Annotated in this window: 19 protein-coding genes; 9 read left to right on the top strand and 10 right to left on the bottom strand. The window is 64.0% G+C overall.

The window, feature by feature from the left end:
• Window positions 1-83: 83 nt before the first annotated feature.
• Window positions 84-1,319 carry a tyrosine-type recombinase/integrase gene (locus COC42_RS13595; protein WP_096343828.1) on the top strand — a complete coding sequence of 412 codons (1,236 nt, stop codon included), beginning with the start codon at window positions 84-86 and terminating at the stop codon, window positions 1,317-1,319.
• Between the two features lie 360 nt (window positions 1,320-1,679).
• Here COC42_RS13595 and COC42_RS13590 read toward each other — a convergent pair whose 3' ends face one another.
• From COC42_RS13590 to COC42_RS13575, 4 genes are all read right to left on the bottom strand, one after another.
• Window positions 1,680-4,964, bottom strand: a complete 3,285-nt coding sequence (locus tag COC42_RS13590; protein WP_096343827.1) for a DEAD/DEAH box helicase — start codon at window positions 4,962-4,964, stop codon at window positions 1,680-1,682.
• Window positions 4,957-5,811 (bottom strand): hypothetical protein, encoded by an 855-nt coding sequence (locus tag COC42_RS13585; RefSeq protein ID WP_096343826.1) that lies wholly within the window; start codon window positions 5,809-5,811, stop codon window positions 4,957-4,959. The genes COC42_RS13590 and COC42_RS13585 overlap by 8 nt, the downstream gene beginning before the upstream one ends.
• 456 nt (window positions 5,812-6,267) lie before the next feature.
• Complete coding sequence (locus COC42_RS13580; RefSeq protein ID WP_096343825.1) at window positions 6,268-6,648, bottom strand: VOC family protein; 381 nt, start codon at window positions 6,646-6,648, stop codon at window positions 6,268-6,270.
• Between the two features lie 446 nt (window positions 6,649-7,094).
• Window positions 7,095-7,877: a Crp/Fnr family transcriptional regulator gene (locus COC42_RS13575; RefSeq protein WP_176484687.1), complete on the bottom strand. Its 783-nt coding sequence runs from the start codon at window positions 7,875-7,877 to the stop codon at window positions 7,095-7,097.
• A 337-nt stretch (window positions 7,878-8,214) separates the two neighbouring features.
• On the opposite strand from COC42_RS13575, the gene COC42_RS13570 reads away from it, so the two are divergent.
• From COC42_RS13570 to COC42_RS13555, 4 genes are all read left to right on the top strand, one after another.
• The gene (locus COC42_RS13570; protein ID WP_096343823.1) at window positions 8,215-8,466 is read left to right on the top strand and encodes a hypothetical protein; all 252 of its coding nucleotides are present in this window, start codon (window positions 8,215-8,217) and stop codon (window positions 8,464-8,466) included.
• Window positions 8,467-8,649: 183 nt separating this feature from the next.
• Window positions 8,650-9,879, top strand: a complete 1,230-nt coding sequence (locus COC42_RS13565; RefSeq protein WP_141395856.1) for a hypothetical protein — start codon at window positions 8,650-8,652, stop codon at window positions 9,877-9,879.
• The gene (locus tag COC42_RS13560; protein WP_176484686.1) at window positions 9,872-11,644 is read left to right on the top strand and encodes a type I secretion system permease/ATPase; all 1,773 of its coding nucleotides are present in this window, start codon (window positions 9,872-9,874) and stop codon (window positions 11,642-11,644) included. The genes COC42_RS13565 and COC42_RS13560 overlap by 8 nt, the downstream gene beginning before the upstream one ends.
• A gap of 4 nt (window positions 11,645-11,648) precedes the next feature.
• Window positions 11,649-12,968, top strand: coding sequence for an HlyD family type I secretion periplasmic adaptor subunit (locus COC42_RS13555; RefSeq protein WP_096343820.1), 1,320 nt, complete (start codon window positions 11,649-11,651; stop codon window positions 12,966-12,968).
• A gap of 235 nt (window positions 12,969-13,203) precedes the next feature.
• On the opposite strand, the gene traA is transcribed toward COC42_RS13555, so the two are convergent.
• On the bottom strand, window positions 13,204-16,101 hold the full coding sequence (traA, locus tag COC42_RS13550) for a Ti-type conjugative transfer relaxase TraA (RefSeq protein ID WP_096343819.1): 2,898 nt from the start codon (window positions 16,099-16,101) through the stop codon (window positions 13,204-13,206).
• Between traA and COC42_RS13545 the strand changes: the two genes are divergently transcribed.
• The 3 genes from COC42_RS13545 (at window position 16,100) to COC42_RS13535 (ending at window position 17,455) form a co-directional block, all read left to right on the top strand.
• Window positions 16,100-16,597, top strand: coding sequence for a conjugal transfer protein TraD (locus COC42_RS13545; protein WP_342747314.1), 498 nt, complete (start codon window positions 16,100-16,102; stop codon window positions 16,595-16,597). The genes traA and COC42_RS13545 overlap by 2 nt on opposite strands.
• A 16-nt stretch (window positions 16,598-16,613) precedes the next feature.
• Window positions 16,614-16,823, top strand: a complete 210-nt coding sequence (locus COC42_RS13540; RefSeq protein WP_217991293.1) for a conjugal transfer protein TraD — start codon at window positions 16,614-16,616, stop codon at window positions 16,821-16,823.
• A gap of 110 nt (window positions 16,824-16,933) precedes the next feature.
• Entirely contained in the window at window positions 16,934-17,455 is a 522-nt protein-coding gene (locus COC42_RS13535) for a Ros/MucR family transcriptional regulator (RefSeq protein WP_096343817.1), read from the top strand.
• A gap of 22 nt (window positions 17,456-17,477) precedes the next feature.
• Here the strand turns inward: COC42_RS13535 and COC42_RS13530 are convergent, their stop codons facing one another.
• From COC42_RS13530 to COC42_RS13520, 3 genes are all read right to left on the bottom strand, one after another.
• Window positions 17,478-18,392, bottom strand: coding sequence for a HEPN domain-containing protein (locus tag COC42_RS13530; RefSeq protein ID WP_096343816.1), 915 nt, complete (start codon window positions 18,390-18,392; stop codon window positions 17,478-17,480).
• A 72-nt stretch (window positions 18,393-18,464) separates the two neighbouring features.
• On the bottom strand, window positions 18,465-18,737 hold the full coding sequence (locus COC42_RS13525; protein ID WP_096343815.1) for an RNA polymerase sigma factor: 273 nt from the start codon (window positions 18,735-18,737) through the stop codon (window positions 18,465-18,467).
• Window positions 18,734-19,633 (bottom strand): ArdC family protein, encoded by a 900-nt coding sequence (locus COC42_RS13520; protein ID WP_096343814.1) that lies wholly within the window; start codon window positions 19,631-19,633, stop codon window positions 18,734-18,736. Before COC42_RS13520 ends, COC42_RS13525 begins: the two co-directional genes overlap by 4 nt.
• A 736-nt stretch (window positions 19,634-20,369) precedes the next feature.
• Between COC42_RS13520 and COC42_RS13515 the strand changes: the two genes are divergently transcribed.
• Entirely contained in the window at window positions 20,370-20,570 is a 201-nt protein-coding gene (locus COC42_RS13515; RefSeq protein ID WP_096343813.1) for a helix-turn-helix transcriptional regulator, read from the top strand.
• 394 nt (window positions 20,571-20,964) lie between these two features.
• Here the strand turns inward: COC42_RS13515 and COC42_RS13510 are convergent, their stop codons facing one another.
• Together COC42_RS13510 and COC42_RS13505 are read right to left on the bottom strand one after the other, a co-directional pair.
• The gene (locus COC42_RS13510; RefSeq protein ID WP_096343812.1) at window positions 20,965-22,236 is read right to left on the bottom strand and encodes a sugar porter family MFS transporter; all 1,272 of its coding nucleotides are present in this window, start codon (window positions 22,234-22,236) and stop codon (window positions 20,965-20,967) included.
• Window positions 22,233-23,741, bottom strand: coding sequence for a tryptophan halogenase family protein (locus COC42_RS13505; RefSeq protein WP_096343811.1), 1,509 nt, complete (start codon window positions 23,739-23,741; stop codon window positions 22,233-22,235). The genes COC42_RS13510 and COC42_RS13505 overlap by 4 nt, the downstream gene beginning before the upstream one ends.
• Between the last annotated feature and the right edge of the window lie 34 nt (window positions 23,742-23,775).

Here is a 23,775-nt window from a genome sequence, read left to right as displayed (position 1 = left end):
GATCGGTGATGAACCACTCCATACCAACAACCTGATGGTATATCTGATGGCACGTCGCCGGTTGCTTCGATGGAGATACCATCATGGCGTTGTCGGTTGCGGCGATCAAAGCGGCCAAGAGTCGTAACAAGACCTACAAGCTGAGTGACAGCGACGGGCTCTATCTACTCGTGACGCCTACGGGCGGTCGCTACTGGCGAATGAACTACCGACATCTCGGCAAACAAAAGACACTGGCGTTCGGCGTATGGCCCGAAACCGGGCTGGCCGAGGCGCGCGCCGAGCGCGACGCAGCGCGAAAGATACTCGCGCGGGGTGATGATCCCGCCGAGCGGATCAAGCTCGATCGCATCGCGGCGGCGGTAGCGGCTTCAAACAGCTTTGAGGCTGTCGCCGGCGAGTGGCTTCTCAAGGTCGAGAAGGAAGGACGCTCGCCCGTCACCCTGAAGAAACTGCGCTGGCTGCTGGGGTTCATTAACGCAGCGATCGGCAAGCGCCCTATCGCCTCGATCTCCGCGCAGGAGCTCTTGCTGATGCTCCGAAAGATGGAGGGCAAAGGCCGCTACGAGACTGCCAAGAGGCTGCGCAGCACATGTTCGCAGGTGTTCCGGTACGCCATCGCGACGGCACGTGCCGACCGGGATGTCGCAAGCGACCTGCGCGGTGCCCTGATCGTCCCGAAGCCAGTCCATCGTGCCGCCATCACGACGCCCCGAGAGGCTGGCGCGCTGCTGCGTTCGATCGAAGCGTTCAAGGACAGCGCTAATGTCCACGCAGCACTTCGGCTGCTACCTCACGTCTTTGTGCGCCCTGGCGAGCTGCGCTTCGCCGAATGGGCGGATATCGACCTCGACAAGGCCGTCTGGACGATCCCGGCGCAAAAGACAAAGATGCGGCGCGCTCACAGCGTCCCCCTCTCCCGCCAGTCGCTCGCGATCCTCCGTTCGATTGAGCATGACGCGGACGACAAAGGCTTCCTGTTTCCCTCGCGCACTTCGGCTGACCGGCCGATGTCGGAGAACACAATCAATGCCGCTCTGCGGCGGATGGGCTATGCACAGGACCAGATGACCGGTCATGGTTTCCGGGCAATGGCTGCAACCCTGCTGAATGAAATGGGTCTGTGGCACGCCGATGCGATCGAACGGCAACTAGCCCACTGCGACAACAACGCTGTCCGGCGCGCCTACACCCGCGGCGAGTATTGGGACGAGCGGGTGCGCATGATGCAGCATTGGTCTGATCATCTCGACTTCCTGCGCGACGGCGCGAAGGTCTTGCCGCTTAAGCTCCAAGCCGCTGAGGCGAGCTTGAGATAGACGATACCGAGCAAGTTAAGGCTGCTATGCCCTAGTAGCACTCGTTGAAGGCCTAGCCGCCGCTTTCAGCAGACCGACTGTCCGCTTTGACGAACCACGTTGTTGGGCGGATGTCCGCATTGGGCAGGGAAGCGGCCTGTCCGTTTTCGGGCGTCTCTAGCGCTAAGCTGCCGTTGGTTCAGGCTCAGCCGACCGGCAGCTCTGCGCCCCAATATTGTTAGTCCGAAGCGGTTATCAAATTTCATTAATGCGGATATTCGCAGGGCATGTAGATAGAGCGCAATTTCGGCAGCTCAATCGGTCAATCTTTAAATTAGACTACACCGGCAGCCGAGCATCACAAAGGGCGCGCTCGTAGCATTACTCTCCGAAATCATCGAAAGATTCGATTATCATCGCGCGGTTGACGTCGTCTCTGACCGCGTCCATCTCCGCCGTCGATAGGGCCGAGAAATGTTTGGCTAGCTTTACTGACGCTTCATAAGTCGCGACGCGTGACGCAACCGTTCTCATCTGCCGAAGGGCGGTATGATGGCGGTCATGGTCGCCGGCGCGCACCATCTGCGGCAGCATCTCAACAACGGGAAGCAATGGACCCTCTCCGGCGGCGGCTCGGAAAGCAATTACCTGCCCGAGAACGCCGCACAGAAAGCCGAGGTCTGGAGCAATTCGGATGGCAAACCGACGCGCCCGCTGGGCCGTTGACGATCGAGGTGCACTCTTCGTGACCTCGCCTTCATGCTTTCGAACATATGCGAGCAGCCACTCTTCGATCTCGACCAGCGTTCGACCGCCGCACCACATGGCCGTCAGATCTCGAAGGGCCCCGAGCGTGCGCCGTGCCGTCGCCTTTGGCTTAGTCGAGTTCGTGTAGGCGCGGCCGAACACAGACTCGAGTGCAGTCTCCCGCATGAAGATGCTGATGTCCTGTGGATGTTCGGCGACTACGCCTAGCAGCCAGGTCATCCAGTCTTCCGTCGTCCCTTTATCTACGGGCGCCTGGTCGAGCGCCCTCACCAATCGCTCGATAAAATGCGGTGGCACCCCGTTGCGGACCGCGAGTTCTCGCTGCCAATCTGTGACCGGAGGATCCTCAAGGCTCGCTTCCGCAGCCTTCAATGCCACGCGGCGACCCTTCAGCCATTGATCTGCAGCTCGGGAATCGGCTTCCTTGCGCCTGAAAAAACCTAGGGACCGCCCGACGATGTCGTCGAAGCCGCTTTCACCAGCGGCCGTGACGGCCGACAGGCGTCGAATGATCGAATGCGCCTTAGCATCGAGGGCGGCCGAAACCTCGACCGTGTCGAGCAACAGCTCGATTGGATCATGTATTTCCTCGCAGGCGTCCTGCTCCGAAAAGACAGTTTGTAGAATCTGCTGATCAGGAATCTCAAGGTCGTCGAGCTCAACCTTGATAGGCGTTGCTGGCACGACGATCGCCAACCCAGTCGCAGCGTAGGCAGCGCGTCCAGCTCGTCCCAAGGCATTCAAAATCTCATGCGGGCGAAGGTCAGTGCGGGGATTTCCGTTTGGATCGTCTGCAGTACTGCGGTCAGTCCCCGCGAGAATCACGACATCACAAGGAAGATTTAGGCCTTGGGCGATCGTCGAGGTAGCCGCGATGACATCAAGCCCCTTGTCCTCGCCGCCAGCCTCTCGCCTGACCCGGAAGACGCTTTCCACCAGCCTCCTTTCCATCGGCAGCAGATCGCCATGATGAACCGCCGCACGACAACCGGATGGGTCAAACGTCGCCGCCTGAGACCCTACGTCGGTCAGCACCGCATCCCTCATTTCCAGCTGCGTTTCGTCGAGCGTGACCGTCGCCGGCGCAATCAGCTCATTTATTTGCCCCGCCACGCTTCCGCATGCCCTCGTGTCGTTGCAGAAGACAATCACTCGCTTCCCGAGGCTGGCATAGTCGGCGGCCAATTGACCAGCGACTTCATTCCGGTTCGATGTCAGCCGTTGGTTCGCATTCCAAACGAGTGGCGGCCGATGATCGGACAGCGGTTGCACGACAATTTTCTCGGGCCTTTTCGGGTGCCAGCCAGAGATAAGCGAAAATAGTCCGAACGGTCGCGCAGGCACCCTGCTCTTCGCCTTCTTGGTCTTCTCCTTGGCTGCTTTCGTCGCTCCATCAGCGATGTCGTCGAGATCATAGATTACACAGGAGCGTAGCTGTCGCGTTGGCTTCCAAGGATCGTCAAACGCTTCAACCTCTCTCCCGCTCACCCCTCGCAGCCAGCGAGCGATGTCGCCGCCCTTGGCGACCATGGCGGACAAGAGCAGCAAATCCGCCTTTTTCCGGTGCCGCATGAATGTCAGAAGCGCGAGCATTGCGTCGATGGCACGCGCGTTCACCTTCGTGGAGCTCGCGGGATCATCGGCACTGATGAGGTGGAACTCGTCAAACACGAGAAGCCCGACCTTATCGAATAACTCTGGCGCAAAACCCATAAGTGCCAGACACCGCTCCGGGGTCATCACGGAGAATGTCGGCAGCCGGTCACCCAGCTCTTCGAGCGCTAGGTCTTCCACGACACTGACGTCTTCAAGGCTGCCGATCTGCGCGGACATGTCCGTTTCGACCTGATCGACCAGAGCGTGCGTCGGCGCGAGGTAGACCACACTCTCGCCGGCGCATAAAGTCGCGGCGATCTTCAGGATCGAAAGCGTAGTCTTTCCAGAGCCCGTCGGAGAGGTCATGACCATGGACCTTCCCCGATTCAGATAACCTGTTTTGACGGCCTTGAGGTGGTTGACCCACAAAAACGGCCGGGACTGCGCCTGCGAAAGTAGCCAGTCCGACCATGCTTCGGCCTTGGCGCCAGAGGGTGCCGGTATATTGACGAGCATTGCCTCCTGCACCCCGTCGACGAGGCGGATAAGAAGCGACGCGAGATGGTGTGGACCCGCGAATTGGTAATGGGCGGCTCCCGTTACGTCATTCTCGATTGCGACCACCGAAGCTTCGGAGAGGCGGATGACCTGCTCCAACCGACCTCGGATGTCGAAGTCGGGTGTCGCTTGGCCCCGTGCCTTGAGAGCGAGAACCTGAACGACATGCGCGCATTCGCGAAAGAGCAAATCGGTGGCAACTTCGCGGCTGTCGTCCTGCGCTATGCGATCGTCATATAGGTCGCGCTCCACCAGCGGACCGAGGTTACACGTCGCAAGTTCGCGAATGCCAAGTATCAACGACCGTCGAACCGCGCGGGGCTCGCCCCTCGCCCTGAGCTGGCCGGCGGCTTCCGCAGCATCGGCGGCTCGATCGGCGATGAGGAAAAGCAGCGTTGCGGAAACGGTGGAGCCGATCGCGTCGCTCGAAATGACTGTCGGCCGGTCAGGCACCATTTCTCGGAGACGGCCTAGCACCTGATGCGCGCTCGCAGCGACAAAGGCTGCGGACCGCGTCTGCTCTGGCCTTAAGTCGAGCGCGACGTAGGCTTCGAAGGTGGAGGCGAGGCGCCGTACCTGGTCGATCGTTTTACTTACGGTTTCCGGTTCAGCTTTGCTGGCAAGCAGTCTCGCCGTAGCCAGTTCAATATGGGCAGCCGTGAGAAGCTCGTCCAAGATTTCGGGGTCGAGACCTGGCAAATCTGGCGCTTGGCGAAGGAGCGCGCGCGAACTGGGATCAAACATTGGCGATTTCCTTCACCTTCGCCGCAACTTCGGCGGCAAGGAGCGCCAATCCACTTCTAACATCATCGAAAGCGAGCACGCCTGCAGCACGAGTGGATTTGGCACCTCCCGCGACCGCTTCGAATCCGGCAATGAGGTGGTCAAAATTGCCAGCCTTGCGCTGATTTTCTCCGGTCGCCACCGCAACTCGAAACTCGCGGACACCTTCCCAGAAAACTTCATCGACTGCGGCTTCAGCGTCGATCCCTGGCACGCTTTTTAAAAGTGTTACTAGGTCGGCGAGGATTTCATCGTCGCGATCCCCGCGCAGGATCGCCTCGATATCGGTCCAGACACTCGACGTGATCAGGCTACGCGGCGACTTCGAGGCCTTGTCCTCACACACCACGATACGAGCGATCTCATTGCCGTCCTCATCAAGGTCGACGATGAACCCATCGAAACCCTTGTCAGCCTGCCGCACATGCGGGGCCGTCATATAGCCATTGGGGAGCGCCATTCTCGCTGCGACCCATGAGACATGCTGAAACAAGAGACCGTCTCGATGGAGAAGTGACGTGCGAATTCGATTCTTTGCGTCCTTTTTCTCTTTGGTAGTGCCGTTGAGAAAGAGCTCGACATCATCGTCATGCGGCGCCGTGAGCTTCCGCACGACATTCTCTGCTACCTTGCCCTTTGGCACACGCCGTCTTGGTTCGAGCGCGCCAATCACGCGTTGCGCGTTTTCCTCTTGCCGAAGATAGAGGAAGGCAACGACTTCCACTAGTTTCGCTCGATTTCTCTTTTTGATTGACCACTCAGCGAAATCACATTCAGGGGTCGTTGAGGTCTTAAATGTGAGCGGCATCTAAGCATTTCCATGCCAACGGGATTTGGACGGTGGAGTATCGAACTTTTTGGGAGAAACTGCCAGTCCAACAAAAATTTAATCTCTATCGCGATATGAGGCGAACAGCATCAGCGAGGTCGGCGCTGCAAGTGGTTTACAGCACTGACCAGCGTTTAGCTCACAGCGCCGTCGTCAGTTGGCACCAAAATGGAACAGTTGGTCGATGGCAATGCTATAACCGAGACTGCGCCGAAGACGGCAGCTATCGCTGCCTTGCTTTCCTGAAGCAGACTGCCGGCTTCCGGCCCAGGTTCAGCCACGCAGCCGGACATGAACCAACGACCGGTTCCGAGGAGCGATCAGCCCGTGACGAACGTCTATTTGTGGGCGTGTCCGGCCGGGCCGCTTTGCGCCGCAAGACCCACAAAGCGCCATTCAGCCGCCGATCGGGGCCACTTAGAAGCGGACATCCGTTCAAAACCCGTGGTGAACAGCCTCGAGGTTGCACCCATCCGGATCGAGCACAAAGGCACCGTAGTAGCGCTCATGATAGTGTGGGCGTGGACCCGGCGGTCCGTTGTCGCGACCGCCTGCTGCCAAGGCTGCTTGGTAGAACGCGTCAACAGCCGCTCTGTCCGGAACGCTTAGAGCTATGTGAACATACCCGCGTATCGGCTCCCCCTTGCCGAGCCACAAATAGGGCTTATGGCCGCTGCCAAAGCCGACGTGATCCGGCTTCTCGTTCGTCCCACCATAGGATTTCAGGCGGGTGATGCCGAGCGGCGCGAGTGCCTGCGAGTAGAATGCGATCGACTTGGCGATGTCCGTTACCGCGATGCTGACATGATCCAACATGCTCGTCCTCCGCTCTTGAGCTCAAGCCGCACCGTAGCTTAAGGTCGGCATTGCTGCCGTTCTTTCTTTGCGAGCTGCTGTCGCTGTTACCGCCACATACGACCAAGCGACTTCGTAGTTGATATAGCCTAAGCACGATCAAAGTGGTCCGCCATGACCCAGTTCCGGTCATCCGCAGCTGACTTTTGCCTTCCCGCATTCAGCCGTCCGTTCACCTCATTGGCTGCGGGCGATCAAGGCAGACAGGCATCTTTGGCTACGCCGCCGCAATTTCCGAAAACGCTCGGTACGCTATTTGGTCCTCGACTTAGAGCTGCTTTGGAATTGGCCGAACGCACAAGCTCTGATCAGGCCAGATTCGCTTTTGAAGAGCTGTAGCGAAGGTCTGACGGGATTTAGGGCGCGGTGAGTGTTCGACCGCTAACCCCGGCTCACCGAACGCTGCATCACTCCGCGTTGGCCAACTCCGTCAGCATCACGGGCGTGATCCCCTTATCGCATTCGGCAGGGGACGCAAAAGGCAGAAGCCCCGGGTCACAATGCAGGGCATCGGCATCGAACGCCGCATAGCTCGCCAGTGCCGGCGGGTCGGCGATCGTCACATGCCCGTCCTTGATCTCGACCAATCCGCGCTTTCGCAGCGCGGAGAGACTTCGATTGCAATGCTCCGGCGTCAGACCGCAGGCGTTCGCCAGATCGCTTTGCGTGAACGGCCAGGGCATGGTCATCGCGTCAATCGCCGAAGTCAGGCGCATCCGGGCGAACAGCATGCAGAGCAGCGCCGCGATGCGCGGCTCCGCGCGGCGCATGGCAAGGTTCGCGCTCCATTCGCGCTGGATCGCCGTCGCCGTCATGCTTTCCCACCAAAGCGCCTGTCCCACCGCCGGATGATGCCGGTTCAAGTGATTGAGCGCGGTGCGGCCGATCCGCGCGACGCGTGCCTTCCCCACCACCCGGCAGCCACTGTCCGCCGCCCGCATCATGAAGACGTTGAAATCGCAGACGTCGCCGCCGCAAAGGATGGCGACGATCTGCCGTCTGCCGGTCCGGGGTACGCGTTCGCGGATCGCCCAGCCGTCGACGATCACCTCGATCGCATCCGGGCGTTCGCCCTGATCGAAGATCGGCATCCCGCCCTCGATGGTGCGTACGTCACGCGCCAGCGCCGCATCGAGCACATCGGCGCCGGCGAGATCCAGCCTGCCCGCCAGCATCAGCTTGGTGGACAAGAGCGACCGAACCTTTTCGGGCTTTTCCGTAAACAGCATATCGAAGGTACGCCGGGGCCACGGCTTTAGCCGCATGACCTGACCAGCACGCGCTCGGCTTATCGGACGATTGCTGCGACCCGTCCCTAAAGCCGATGATGTTTGTCATGCTCTGACAGCAAGAACGCAGTTTTCCAGATCGCCGCGCCGCTCCTGCGAAGCCCGAAAACCAATGATAAACATCATGATGAGGGGTGGCTTTCGTGTTCTCTCTACCGGCAACCAACCATTGTCCGGACGGGTTCTGCTTTCGTGACCTGATGGCGTCACATGATGCACGAACCAAAGGAGACACATCATGGCTATTCTTTCGAGCCTTTTCGGCAGCGACGGTGAAAACGGCAACAGCAGCGACCTGCTCGGTGCACTGACTGCGGTCGGTTCGGTTGATGCCGGCTTCGAGAGCTACAACCAGAGCATTGATGACGACGGGTCGTCGGAGACGTCCTACAATGCGGGTTCGCTCGGCACGGACCTCGACGTCGGCAGCATCCTGTCGAACATGACCGACAGCTTCTCGGACACGGACGGCGGCGGCATCTTCGGCTGATCGCCGAAGCAAAACGGCCCCGCATCGCGCCAACGATGCGGGGCCGAACGCTTCAGACGAAGCATGATGCACGCTCATCGACGTATGCGAGACGCCGAGGAGACTTGGTTCCAATCCATGAGCGGACCGATCGGTTCCACTCGATGTAGGGACGGTCCTCGATGCGAATGAACGACCCATTTCGTGGCTGACCCTGCCGACCCGTCAGAAGCCGCGCGCGCGGATGCCGAGCGCAGCGGCCGCAGCCATGTGATTCATCACGGCGCGACCGACATGGGCCTCCTGGCGCCAACGCCGCTGGCCCTCGGCGTCGTTGCGGCAGCGCTCATCCCGTCGGCCGCGAATGCAACGACATCGGCGTCCGTATCCACCAAGGCCGGCGGTCTCGCTGGAGCGGAGCTTGGCTCTGCCATTCATTCTTCATCAGACGTGGACGATGCAGCTGGACGAATCCGTGCTGTCGGTGATGGCGCTCAGACCGGTGGGATCACCAGTGCGGCACCGACCGGTCCGCAACCGCAGATCGAATTGGCGATCAACGGGCATCCCGTTGCCTTTGTCCCGTTCGAGAATGGTGGTCAGGTCGCTGTCCAACCGTCCCCGCCACCCGCTGTTGTCGGCGATGCGACCGCCCTCCCGGGCGTCGCCGCGCCTTCCGCAGATACGATCGACGTTGTCGATGCGGTCCGAACCAGTGCAGAAGCGTTGAGCGGCGCGCTCGAGATGCTGGTCTCGCGGCTCGACGTCCCGACGCAGCAAGCCGCGGCCGAGGTTGCGACGACGATCGATGGCCTGACGAACGCCCTGGAGGCGCAGGCCGGCACGCTCGCCGCAGCGGCGAACGATACGGTCGACGCGATCGGAAACACGGTCAGCGCGACAGGCGACGCGGCTGTGTCGCAGGTCGACGCGCTGCTGGATCAGGCGGACGGCCTCGCCGCGGACCTGGACGGACACGTCGATCGGGTTGGCGACGTCGCCGCAGGGATCATCGATCAGGCCGGTACCGCCATCGGACAAGCCGCTGGCGCGGCCGATCAGGCCGTCGCGACCACGGCGACTTCCGCCGGCGCAATCCTCGCCGATGTCGGCACCGTCACGGCTGCCGCCGTTCAGGACGTGCAGGCGGGGCTGACAGGTGCGGATCCGGTCGGCGGGCTCGCGACCCTGTCCGGCCTGCTCGAGGCCAGCGACAGTTTCGAGATCGTGCGCGAGGGCGACGCCGCGCCGGTCTTCGCCAGCGTCGCGGCGATACCAGACGCGATCGAGCCGATCGCCGGCACGGTTACCGCCGATCTTGGCACGGACGATGGCGGCTTGCTCGATACCGCGTCCGACGGGCTTTCGACGCTTGTAGGCGGTGACAAGCATGGCCTGGGCGGCCTATTCGACGGGGATCACGACCATGGCTGATCGCGCCGCGCACGCCGGCCCGGCCCTGCCGCCGGCGCTGGACCCCGACCATCCCGAGTACAAGCCCGGCGACGAGTTCGCCGGCGCGCTTCGTGCGACCAAAGGACTGTTATGGACCGCCGCGGCTTTTTCGGGCGCGGTCAATTTGCTATTCCTCGCTTCGCCGATCTACCTGATCCAGATCTACAACCGCGTCATTCCATCGGGCAGCATCCCCACGCTGATGGGCCTGAGCTTCGCATTGCTGCTCGCGCTGTCAACAATGGCGGTGCTGGATGCGGCGCGGGCGCGCGTGCTGGTGCGCGCGGCCGCACGGATCGATCGGCTGCTGTCGGGCCGCGTGTTTCAGGCGATCATCGACGTCGGCGGCAAGGTGGGCGCAGGCAAGCGGAACGCCCAGCCGCTGCGCGACCTCGACCAGTTCCGCGCCTCGCTCGCGGGACAGGGCGCGCAGTTCTTCTTCGACGTGCCGTGGATGCCTCTGTTCCTGATCGTGCTGTTCGTCTTGCATCCGCTCTTGGGGCTGACGGCGCTGGTCGGCGCGGCGGGGCTGATCGGCCTCGCCTTCCTCAACGAACGCACGACCCGCGCGGACAACAAGGCGTCGCAGGAAGCGGCGATCCGCAGCTATCAGTTCACCGACGCGATCGCGCGCTTTTCCGACCCAGTGCACGCTATGGGCATGGACCGAGCGCTCGCCGGGCGTTGGCGGACCGACCGCGAGACGATGATGCGGCGCCAGGCGTCGGGCAGCGACCGCAACGCTGACTTCGCCTCCGCCATCCGCTTCCTGCGCCTGCTGATGCAGGGTGCGATGCTGGGGGTCGGTGCGTGGTTGGCAATCGAGGGATCGATCCTGCCGGCGGCGATCTTTGCCGCGAACATGATGCTTGGCCGTGCGCTCGCCCCGATCGAGGTCGCGGTGACCGGCTGGCGCCAGATCGAGCAGGGCCTTGCGGCCGGCCGACGCGTGCAAAAGGTGCTGTCCGCCGCACCCGCGCGCGTCCGGCGCGTCGAGCCGCCGATCGGCGGCGCCGATGTTCGCCTCGACAATGTGCGCTTCGTGCCGCCCGGGGCAAAGCGCGATGCGCTGACCGCCATCGACCTAACCATCGGGGCGGGCGAATCGATCGCGATTGTCGGCCCTTCCGGGGCCGGCAAGAGCAGCTTGGCACGCCTGATCGTGTCGGCGCAGCCCCCCACGGAGGGCGCGGTACATATCGGCGGCCTGAACGCGAGGCACTGGTCGCGCGACATGCTGGCCCGGCACATCGGCTATCTGCCACAGAATGTCGGGCTGTTTCCCGGCACGCTGCGCGACAACATCGCCCGCTTCTCCGACACATCCGACCAGCTGGTGATCGAGGCGGCAGTGCGCGCCAATGTCCATCAGATGATTCTAGACCTGCCCGACGGATACGAGACGCGCGTCGACGAGGGCGGATCGGGCCTGTCCGGCGGCCAGCGCCAGCGGATCGGCCTGGCGCGCGCGATGTTCGGCAGCCCCAAGCTGCTCGTCCTCGACGAACCCAACGCCCATCTCGACCAGAATGGCGAGGAAGCGCTAGCCCGCGCGCTCCAGTATCTGAAGCGGCAGGGATCGACGATCCTGCTGATCGCGCACCGCCTGAATCCGGTTGCGCATGTCGACCGCGTGGTGGTGATCGACAAGGGAAGGCTGCAACTGGACGGCCCGCGCGCGCGAGTGTTCCGCAAAGTGCGGACCGACCTTGTCCGCTCTATCGCCGAAGCACCGGTGGGGTGAACCAATGAAACTCGACTTTCTCCACTCGGGCGGCGCCGCGCCGGGCGGCAGGGCATTCGCGATCTGGGAACCGGCCGCGCCGCGTTCGCTGGACGATGCGCGGCATATCGTGCGGACAGGCCTGATCGTGGCGGGGCTGTTCTTCGGCGCGCTGCTGGCCTTTGCCTTCCTCGCGCCGATCTCCGGCGCGGCGATGGCGCCGGGCGAGGTGACGACCAGCGGCGACCGCATCGTCATCCAGCCGGCCGCCGGCGGCGTCGTGACGCGGTTGCTGGTGCGCGAGGGGCAATGGGTGAAGGCGGGGCAGTCTTTGGTCGAACTGAACGGCGTTCGTTCCGCCGCGGCGTTCGAGCAGGCGGAGGCACGGCGCGACGCCCTGCTCGCGCGTCAGGCGAGACTGGTTGCCCAGCGCGATGATTCCGCATCGATCACCTATCCGGCGCCGATCGTCGCGCGCCGTAATCAGTCGGCCGTCGCCGCCGCGATCGCGACCGAGGACGCGATCTTTCGCCGGCACCGCGAGATCCGCGATGCCGAGCGCGGTATGGCCGCCGCCGATACCGATGCCGCCGTCGCGACGCGCACTGGTGCGCAGCGGCAGCTTGCCTTGATTCGTGACGAGCTTGCGGTGATGCGCGGCCTGTATGAGAAGGGCTATGCCCGCCGGACGCAGGTGCGCGCACTCGAACGTGCCGCGACGGAACTCGAGACCCAGACGATCACCGGCGGGGCGGGCATCGCAAAGACGCGGCTCGAACAGGCCCGACTGAGCGAAAGCCAGATGGTTCAGATCGTGAGTGAGCTCGGTCAGGTTGAGGCGCAACTGGCGCAGCTTGGCCCTGCGCTGCGCGTCAGCCGTTACGACGCGTCGCTCGCCGAACTGCGCACGCCGGTGTCGGGACGGGTGTACGGGGTGGCCGGGGTCGGCCAGGGGGCGGTCGTTGCCGGAGGAACGACACTAATGCAGGTGGTACCCGACCGCCGCGCGCTAGTTGTCGAGGCGCGGATCAAGCCGCAGGACATCGACGATGTACGCGTCGGTCAGACGACCCGGTTGCGCTTCACCAGCGTCAATCCACGCACGCATGGCAGCGTTGATGGGCGGGTGACCACGCTGTCCCCCGCGCCGATCAGCGAACGTACCGGCCAGTATTATCGCGCGCAGATCATTGTCAGCGATCCAGACGCCCTAGTTGCCCAAGGCGTTCGACTCCAGCCCGGCCTGCCGGTCAGCGCGACCGTCGAGACGCAGGCGCGAACGCTGGCCGACTATTTGCTCGCTCCGCTGGGCGACGCGTTTTCACGCGCTTTCCGGGAAAACTAATCGGCGAGGCCGCTGCCAGCGACAGCGCCTTATACACCCGCCCTTATGAGTTCCCGACTTAGTTTCTGCCCCATAGAATGAACAAACGTCCGGTTACAGCGACCGTCGCCTCGAAGCGGCCATTCTGCTTTCCACCCATAATGTCATTGGTGCCTCTGGAACGGATGGTTGGTTCAGGGGCTAGCTAAGGGGTCGGCAGAGGTCCGGCATTGGACACTGACCGCACGCACGATGGCTAGCGCCCAAGCCCCCTGCCACGCCCAAAGTCGATGCCATGATTGAAGGCAAGCTCCGCGCCGAGGCGACGCCCGGTGTCGACAGAAATGCCCAGCTCGGCCTTCCGCGCGGCGAGAAGCGATTCCAACTGCGGATCGCGCTCAAGGCCCTTTGCCATTCCCGCCATCTCGTTCAGGGCTGATTTGCGGCCAGTGTAGTCGCCGGCGACATATGCTCGGTTCGCTCCGCCGCTGAGCCTGGCCCAGCGCTCTACGAACTGGTCCGCGCGGCGCCCGGGATCCAGGCGGATTTCAGCTTCAAGCTGCAATGCCCGCATCGCGCGATTGAAGCTGCCGCCCGCGGTCTCCCGTGCGAGCGGCGGGTCCTTCTTGTATGCGGTTTCCAGGTCGCGCGAGGCATACTCACGCAGCGCGTTCAGGCCTTTGCGCGCCTCGTTGATTTCCCGCACCTGGCCGGCGTCAGCTTGGAGCCCTTTGTTGAAGCTCTCGAAGATCCTGACCACCGCGCGAGCGTGCCGCTGAACGATATTGCGGCGTGCCTGACGCGCTTGCTCCTCTGGCGATTTGGCGGGTTCCACCGGGCGTTCGACCGGCAAGCGGAGCCCGTCGAACATGCCACGCACCTTATCCGGCACCTTGCGGACGAGGTCTGCCACGCGCTCGCGAAACGTTATGCCGCGACGTTCGGCAAATCGGCGTTCCGGCTCCTGCGCATAGTCGCTGGCCATGTCTCTCGAACGGTCGCGCGACAGCGTGCGGACGAGCCTGCTCTGATCGGCGAAGTCGTCATGGCCGTAATGCAGATCGACGCGGTCGCGATGGCGCGAGAGCGCCACATAGGCAGCATGGCGATCAAGCCCCGGCGTCGCGAGCACATGCACCCGATCGACGGTCACGCCCTGCGCCTTATGGACGGTGGCGGCGTAGCCGTGATCGATGGTCGTATAGTCTTTGACGTCGAAGGCGATCGCGCGCCCATCGTCGAGCATCACCGCTATGCGTGCCTGGGTCAGCGATTGCACCTGACCAAGCGTGCCGTTTTTCACCCCCAAGCTGCGCTCGTTGAGCAGGAACATGATCCGGTCACCGGTGGCGAAGCGCCGCTCTCCGCGCTCGGTCGAGATGCTCACATCACCGCCGAGGTCGCCAGCTGCCCGTAGCCGCTCCCTCGCGGCGAGATTCAGTTCACGCACCTCGTCATTGGTATGCGTGAGGATGATGCGGCTACCGCCCGGCGCCAAAGCTCGGTCCCGATCCCAGCGATCGATAAGATTGGCTCGCGCTCCCTCGCGGGTTTCCGCCATGTGCACATGCCCGGCCTCGTCATACGCACGAATGGCTTCAGCGGTGCGGCCGCTGGCGAGCTGCCGCGTCGCGTGCCGCTGCCAGTCCTCGCGCTGGCGGCGGATCTCGGTGATCTCGACGCTGCCACGCCGTTCGGCGATCGATCGAAACGCCGCGCCTGCCTCAATTGCCTGGAGCTGCTCGGGGTCGCCGACAAGCACGACCTTGGCACCGCGCTTCTCGGCCTCGCCAAGCACGCGCTCCATCTGCCGCGTTCCGATCATGCCTGCCTCGTCGATGACCAGCACGTCGCGATTGGTGAGCAACTCCCGTCCCTGCTCCCACTGCCTTTCCATGCTGGCGATCGTGCGCGACGCGATCCCCGATCCGCTTTCAAGATTGTCGGCGGCAATGCCGGACAGCGCGACGCCGCGAACGGCTAGCCCCTCCCCTTCCCATGCCTCGCGCGCGACGCCGAGCATGGCGGATTTCCCGGTGCCGGCGTAGCCGATGACGACGCCGAGATCCTTGGCGTCGGTGACATGCTCAAACGCCGATCGCTGCTCGGGCGAAAGCGCCAGACCGCGCCGCTCGGCATTCGCAATGGCGCGCTCGCGATCGCGCTCGGCGACGCGATGGTGCTCGCGCTCCGCGAGCGCCTGCGTCGCGCGCGCAAGGCGCTGCTCTGTCTCGATCATGTCCTGGCTGGTGAAGCGATCCTCGCCGCGCCCATCCTTGCCGAGCACGACCAGTTCGGGCGCACCGCGCAACGACGCCATGACCTGATCGAACTGATACTTCCCCTCGCTATGCCGATGCGCGAACATGGCGAGGTCGCGCGTCGTGAATGTCGCCTGGGTTCGCGTGATCGCGTCGAGCGCCATTCCGGGATTGGCGATGATCTTGTCGCCGTTCGATCGCGCGATCTCGCGGTGGTCGTCGACGCGCTCGGACTCGAGACCCTGCGCCGCCATCCGCGACGCGGCCGGGCCTATCTTGTGCTGCGGCTCGAGGTCGATCCCTTGCGCTTCGAGCGAGCGGTGATCGATCCGCGCATCGATATCGAGTTCGGCGAGGCGCTGATTGACGTGCTCACTCCAACGCTCGCGCCACTTCTCCAGCAGGTCGGTGCGGTTCCAGTCGCGGTTCTTCTTCCCGAATCCATCTTCGCCGACGTCGCGCATCGTCAGCATCACGTGTGCGTGCGGCTTGGCGAGACCATCAGCCCCGATATCCCAATGCACGTTGAGATCGGCGATCATGCCGCGCTCGACAAACTCATCACGGACAAAGTCGCGGGCAAGCTCGATGCCCTGCTCCTTGGTCATCTCGCGAGGGATCGCGAACTCGATCTCACGCGCCAGCTGCGCGTCCTTGCGCAGCTCCACCGCCTCAACGTCGTTCCAGAGGCGCTCGCGATCCGACAGATGCTCGGGCGCTCCTTCCGGCAGCATCACCTCGGAGTGCACGACGCCAGCCTTGTTGGAGAAGTCGTGGTGCCGGTCGAGCCGCTGGTCGTGCAGCCGCGAAGCAGAGCGATAGGCCGCCGACGCCAGCGCCGACGAGCCCGCGGCACGCGAAATGATCTTTGCCGAAAAATGGTAGATTGCCATGACGGCAATCCACTTACACTTCAGACGCGACGTCGACACGACGTATAAGCGCGCCCTCCAAAGATTTCATCTTTCTCGGGACGCGGTCGTCTCAATTGATTTCAGCGCGTTGTCGCTGATCGATGGCTCCGATAACTGGATTGTCCCGAACGCACAACTCACGGACGATCCGATGCGCAAACCCCGCGACTATGATGCCGAGCTGAAGGCCCTTGATGACAAGGCAAAGGTGCTCAAGGTGCGGCGTCTCGAACAGCTGGGTCAGCTGGTAATGGCGACGGGCGCCGACGCGCTGCCGATCGAGCAGCTGGCGGGTGCGCTGCTGATCGCGATCGAGCAAAAGGACGTCGCCGCGGCGGAGGCGCAACGCGCGCGCGGCGCGGCCTTCTTTCGCGCCGCGAAGCGCGCTGGCCGAAGCGCTTCTGGCAACGGGGAAATCAGCGAAGCGAACGACGGCGCTGCGCCATCGTCTGCTGCTCCAGAGCGCACGTCATGATCAGCGCAGGTGGCAGGTGAGACGCCGCGAGCGAACGCGAAAGCTGATCGAGCTTGGCGGCCTTGTCGCCAAGTCGGGGATCGTCGATCTGGTCGATGACGATCGCGCGATCATCTATGGTGCATTGCTACAGGCCGCGGCTGTCCTTCGCAGCGAAGACGGCGATGACGCAAAGCGGCTTTGGTCGCGGCGCGGGCACCGCGCGTTCAACGATGAGCCCGAATAGATCCACCGGACGATTGCGCTAAACATCCATTATGGACATATCGCGCCGACCTGCTCTTCAAGCAGGCGAAAAGCCAACCTGCTCCGCTGCTTCCTGATTGGAAATCGATCATGTCCGAAGACACCACGCTCAACCCGGTCGAGCTTGCCACCGAACTCACGATCGCCTGGCTCGGCAACCAGAACAACCGTGTGTCGCCCGACGACGTGCCGGCATTCCTTCGCACGATGCATGCGACGCTGAACGAACTCTCTGGCAGCCCCGCCCCTGCGACCGAAGCTGCGGACACTGGTGCTGAGACGACCGAGTACACGCCTGCCGTCTCGGTCCGGAAGTCGCTGGCGTCGCCGGACCACATCATCTCGATGATCGATGGAAAGCCCTACCGGACGCTCCGCCGACATCTTTCGACGCACGGCCTCACGCCCGATGAGTATCGCGCGCGCTACAATCTCAAGGCCGACTACCCGATGGTTGCGCCCAGCTATTCCGAAGCGCGGCGCTCGATGGCGAAGCTGATCGGCCTTGGCTCGAAGGGCCGTCAGGCGCGCAACGCATCCGCTGAGGAACCTGCCGCGGCCCCTGAAGCGAAGCCCGCGACCCGTCGCCGGAAGAAGACCGAAGAAGCCTAATTCTGGCGAGCGCCGCGCGGCGTCAGTCGCGCGGCGCGAGCCGCTTTTCGCACACCGCTTTAACAAGCGTCCGAAGCTCGGCGACACGCTCAGCCAGCCAAGTCAATTCATCGTCGCTGATCTCAAAGTGCGGTGAGTAGCGCGCGTTCACATAGGCCTGTCGCAGCAAATCGAAGCAGCGGCGGCTGCGCTTGTCGGCACGCGGCCACGCCACAATCAAGTCGGGAGCGACATCCTCGGCATGACTGCGCAGAAAATTGAGTTTGTGCGATTTTGGCGAGTACAAAGTCAGGACCAGTAACGTGCAGTGGTAAAGCTGCTCGGTAGCTTGATGGAGCTCAAACGCTGCCTTTGCTCGCCAATAGCGATCATCGCCCTCAGCTCGCTGTAGCTTGAAAGTCGTAAGTGATCGCTGGGCGATTGCGAACCATCGTTCGAAATGCTTCTCCGCTTCGGCCCGCGCCTCGTCCGGCGGGAGAATGCGCGGCGCCGTCAGCTCAAAGCCCTCGGCCTCATAAAGCGCGATCCCCTGGTTCGCGATATCGACGAAAAACGGCCGGCCGTTCGTCAGCTGGCTGTTCACATCGGCAAGGTCGTGGACGATGAAATTGACCGGTGCGCTCAGCGCCTCGTTGATGGTCGCATCGCGCATCAACCGGTCGTCGGCTTTCCCCCAATATTCGACCGGGTCGGTGAGCTTCGCGTCGTTGACGACGACGAGAATGTCATAGTCGGATTTGTAGCCGCCGACCGGATCGTCGACCCAGTCGCCGCGCGCATAGCTGCCGTAGAGGATCACCTTGAGGATGCGCCCGCGCTTCTTCCACGCCTGCGTCGCCAATCCGATCTCGCGCTCGAACTCCTCGAACAATACGCGCACGACATGCCGCAGCTCGCGCTGCTTCCGGTCAGGGAGATGATCGAGGTCGGTCTTCATCGCCGCACTCCTAACCCGCGATGCATCAACCGCAAACCTCGCCGGGGTGTGCTCGGGCGGGGCTCGCGACCCTCATCGTCGGCGCCTTCCGGCGATCCAGTGCGCCGCGCGCTTCCACCACGGTCGCTTCGGACACCCCTCCGCCGCTTCGATCAGTGCCATCATGCAACGCGCGAAATGCCGCTCCACCTGCTTGACGCTGAGCCCCGTGCGCTCGGCGATTTCGGCGTAGGAAAGGTCGTCCAGCCGGATGGCGAGGAAGATCTCGCGCTGCAGCCTGGGCATTCGCTGCAGCCCGGCCTCGAGCCGCTCGATGATCTCGGCTTGGGTCCCGTGCTCGCTCATGACAGCGCCTCCCCGGACCGCGCGAAGGCGAGCAGAAAATCGGCAGCCTTGCTGGCGGCGCTGGCGGCGCGAAAGATTGCCTTCTCGTCCTCGCGCAGCACTGCCAGCCACGCGCCAATGTAATCCGCATGCCGAACCGTCGGCCGGATCGCCAGCGATGCGCAGGCGAAGGCGCTCGCCATCTCGGCGACCAGTTCCTCGCGGGCATAATCGGCGCTGCCGAAGCCGCCGCGCTGGTCGCGATCCAGCCGGCTCGAATGCCCCGTCCAATGGCCAAGCTCGTGGAGCGCGGTGCGATACCAATTGATCGGCTCGCCGAACGCGGCCTGCTGCGGCACCGCGACATAGTCCCCGCCCGGCGAATAATAGGCCTCGCCCCCGCCAACCCGGAAATCCGCGCCGTTCGCGTCGATCAGCGCCTGAACCCGCGGCAAGATATCCGCCTCGGCCGGAGGCGCCGGTCGTTCTGTCAGCTGCTCGGGCAAGCCGTCGCACTGCTCGGCATTGAAGACGGTGAACCGCTTCAAAAATGCCTGCTGCCGCGCCTCGCGATCCTCGCCGCGCGCGCGCTCGGCCTCGTCCTTGGGCGTAAAGCGATCCGCATAGCAGATGGTAGTCCCTCGCTCGCCCTTGCGGACATTGCCGCCCGCCGCCTGTGCTTGGCGGTAGGTCAGCCAACGCTGCGAGGCATAGCTCCCCTCGATCACCGCCGGCCACAGGATCAGTACATTGATCCCGGAATAGCGACGCCCGGTGGCCGCATTCGCGGGCATGGCACACCCACATGCCACAGTATCCCAGGGCTGCACCCAGGGCAGCCGCCCCTCCTCTAGCTCGGCAATCACACGAGCCGTCACCTCGGCATAGAGGCTCGCACGCTCGTTTCCGGTCCTCATCGCTCCCACCCCTTCCAAACCACCGCAACCGGCGCCGGAATGGCGGGGTGGGCGGCAGGAGCGGACCGGCGATCCCGCCGGCAGAGGCGGGCCGCACCCCAAGGGCCGAAATGCAATGGAGGACCCCGGCGCAGCCGGGGTTGCGGCACGCCGCGGCGGGTTCAAAGGGCAGCGACGCCCACCCCCGCCAATTCGAGTGCCGGAGGCCAACGCCACCGCGCCCGTGGCGCGGTGACCGCAGCAACGGAGCGCGCAGCGCTGCTCAGCTCGAACCGAGCTGCACGAACATGCACTCTCGAAGCCGGTCGGCCGTCGCGGCGGCGTGCGCGCGCAGCTGTGCGCCAGCCGCCGTCGCGCCCCCCGGCCGGGTCGAGTGTGCCACGCGCAAGACCAAAGGCACTGCGGACCCTGGCGGCTTTGCAGAAGTCCGCCAGCGCACGCGCATCAATCCCGCGTTCCGTTTGCCGGCGCCGCCGGCCCAAGCGTCAGGCGATCGAGACCGCACGGGCCGGGACGCTACAAGCGACTCGGCGCCGCCCAACCTGCGTTAAGCGTGGTCTCGCCACCCGTGAAACGCCGTGGGATTGGAGACACGAAACCTGAAGCTACGCCAGCGCAAGTCTTCGTGCGCTACAGGTGCCTCTAAGGGGACACTCGGACCTCAACCCCTTGCAGTGTCGGCTTAATTCCCAATCCTCGTCGAGGTGACCCAGATCACCGCAGACAGGATCAAGCCATGACCGACACCTCAGACCGCATCCTTCGCATCAAAACCGTGCTCGAGCGCACCGGCCTCAGCCGCTCGACGATGTACCGCAAGATGGAGAACGGCACCTTCCCGAAGAACATCCAGATCAGCACGCGCTGCACAGGTTGGCGTGAGTCCGCTATAAACGAGTGGTTGCGCAATCCGGTATTCTATGAGGCATCCCAATAAGCCCGGCTTAGTAAAGGATAGAACCCGAGCCGCGATCAAGCTTCGTAACGCGATGCCGGTAAATTTCGGAGCCATATGTCGGCATCGATAGCTACAACTCGCCCCGATGACGACAGAGTCCTTTTGGATGATAAAGCAGCCCGTCTGCTCTCGGACGGCTGACGGCGATAAGCTGCAATTCGGTCAGCAAGGGGTGCAGGGGATATGAACGCCGGTTGAGGCTTAATTGCAGCCTATCTGCTTTCAGACGGTCTCACACCACAGCAGACTGGCTGCGTTGGAAGGAAGCGGGTGCAGTATGCAGACACATGTTCAGCTGGCAAAGTGAACGCCTTTACCGACAAGCTAGAGACTCGATGGAGGGTCGGAACAACCCAACTGTCCGAGATCAAGGTCAGCTAGTGATCGCTTCGAGCGTGCGCTGCTTGGTCTCGGGAAAGACGCGCCAGACGACGAAAGACTGGAGCAGCATCGCTGCGGCGAACCCGTAAAAGGGGATCGCCGGTCCCGCTACAGTCAGCAGCGGAAAGACGAAGGCGATGACCGCATTGGCGATCCAGTGCGTCGCGCTGCCGACCGCCTGTCCCCGCGCGCGGACCTCGGTGGGGAAGATCTCGCTCAGGTAGACCCAGATCACCGCCCCCTGCGACATCGCAAAGGCGGTGATGAACAGCACTAGCAGCGGCAGCAGCCACTCCGCCTCCAGCGCCCCGTCATAGGTGAGCGCGACGCCCAGCAGCACCGCCGCACACCCGACGCCGCCGCCGATCAGCAGCGGCCGGCGGCCCACCCGGTCGATGATCGCGATCCCCGCGAGCGTCGCGACAAGATTCGCCGCGCCGACCGCGACCGCCTGCGCATCAGCCGACAATTCTGCGAAGCCGCCGGCCGCGAAGATGTCGTTGAGGTAGTAGAGGATCGCATTGATGCCCGAGAGCTGGTTGAACAGCCCCACCGCGACTGCGAGCAGGATCGGCCTGCGATGCCGCCGCCAGTCGAGCCGACCGCCACCCTCCGGAGCCGCGGCATCGGTCAGCTCGACGCCCAGCCGCCCGGCCGCCGCGGTCGCCTCCTCGCGCCGGCCGCGCGCGTTCAGCCAGCGGGGACTCTGCGGCACGCCGGCCAGCAGGATCAGGAACAGGGCCGCGGGCAGCGCCGCCACCGCCAGCTTAATTCGCCACGCAATGTCCCCCGCAAACGCCGCGCCGATGATGCCGTTGACCAGATAGGCGGCGAGGATGCCGATGACGATGTTGAGCTGGAACGTCCCCACCAGTCGCCCGCGCCGTGCGGGCGGGCTGATCTCGGCGATATAGACGGGAGCGAGCACCGAAGACGCGCCGATCGCCACGCCGCCGATGAAGCGAAATGCGGCGAACATCCACAGGCCCGTCGCTAGCGCGCACCCCACCGCCGAGACGAGATAAAGCAGGCCGACACCGCGCAGCACCGAGCGGCTGCCATAGCGGTCGCCCGGCGCGCCGCTCAGCAACGCGCCGGCCAGCGTGCCCCAAAGGGCCGACGATACCGCGATGCCCATCGACACCGGGTCGGGGGCGAAGCCGCCGCGCAGCGCCTCGGTCACGCCCGCGACGACCGCTGTGTCGAAGCCGAACAACAGGCCCCCCAGCGCCATCGCCCCGATCGCGCGCCTCTGCGCGCTCATGCCGCGCTTGCCCGCTGGCGGGCGAGGAAGTCGGCATGCGGTTCGGCGGTGCGCGCCGCCCGGTCGATCGCCTCGCGCATCCGCGCCAGTGCCGTCAGCAATTCACTCTCTCCCATCTGATCGGCCAGCGGACTCACTCGCTCGGGTAACAGTTCGAAGCCGGCATAGATGCTCAGCCAGCTCGGATCCTGGAACGTGTCCCATTCGCGCCGCACGAAAACGCCACCCGCCCGCCACGCATCGATACGCTCGGCCAGCGAATCGGGCAGCTCCAGCGCCCGATTCGCGTCCCAGAAGGGCTCGCCGGTCCGGTGGTTGGCCCAGTAGTGGAGCAGTATGAAGTCGCGGATGCGTTCGAACTCGAGCACCGACTGGCGGTTATACGTCGCCGCTAGCCGCGGGTCGCCGCCGCGGTCGGGGAACAACGCGACAAACCGCTCGAGCGCCGACTGGACGAGCACGATGCTCGTCGATTCAAGCGGTTCGAGGAACCCGCTCGACAGCCCCACGCCAACGACGTTCCCCGCCCAGAACCGGGCGCGGTGGCCGGTCACGAAGCGGAGGCGATTGGGCTCGGCGATCGGCTCGCCCTCCAGCGTCGATCGCAGCCGCGTCTCGGCATCCTCGTCCGACAGATGCGCACCGGAATAGACGATGCCGTTGCCGACCCGATGCTGGAGGGGGATATGCCATCGCCAGCCCGCCGCGTGCGCGGTCGCGGTCGTGAACGGCCGATGGACCCTGGCGCTGCGGCACGGGATGGCGATCGCGCGGTCGCACGGCAGCCAGCGCCGCCAATCGACATAAGGCACGCCCATCGCCTCGCCGAGCAGCAGGCTCCGGAACCCCGAACAGTCGATCCAGAGGTCGCTCTCGACCGCCCGACCGTCGGCCAGCCGCACCGACCGCACGCCTTCATCGTCCCGCTCGACATCGACGATCCGCCCGTCGATATGCGCGACCCCGTTGGCCAGCGACAGCCGCCGCAGCAGATGCGCGAACCGGGTCGCATCGAAATGCAGCGCAAAGTTGAAGACGCCAAGGTCGCTGCCCGGCTGGGTCGAGGGCGGCAGAAACAGCCCCCGCTCGGCCAGCTGCGTCGCGAGGCAATAGTCGCCGAGCGGCAGGTCGTGCCCCGCGGCCCTGAGTTTCAGCCAATATTGGTGGAAGGCGACGCCGTTCGCCGGCACGCCGTACAGGCCGAACGGGTGGAAGAAGCCGTGTCCCTCGCCGCCCCACCCCTCGAACCGGATGCCGTATTTGATCGTCCCCTCGGTCGCGGCGAGCACGTCGGGTTCGCCCAGCTCGACTGCGGCCAGGAAGTCGCGGATTGCCGGCACCGTCGCCTCGCCGACACCGACGGTGCCGATCTCCGCACTATCGACGACGGTGATTGCGATGGGCAGGTGCGAGAGTCGCCGCGCGAGATAGGCGGCGGACATCCAGCCGGCGGTCCCGCCGCCGACGATGACGATGCTGCGGATCGGCTCGCAACGGTCAGTCATGATCGTGCTCGTACCCCGAAAAATGATCCGTCGC

The organism is Sphingomonas spermidinifaciens, from assembly GCF_002351485.1.
Lineage (GTDB): Bacteria > Pseudomonadota > Alphaproteobacteria > Sphingomonadales > Sphingomonadaceae > Sphingomonas > Sphingomonas spermidinifaciens.
The sequence above is the reverse complement of the archived record's forward strand: the minus strand, read 5'-3'. Positions and strand labels throughout refer to the sequence as shown.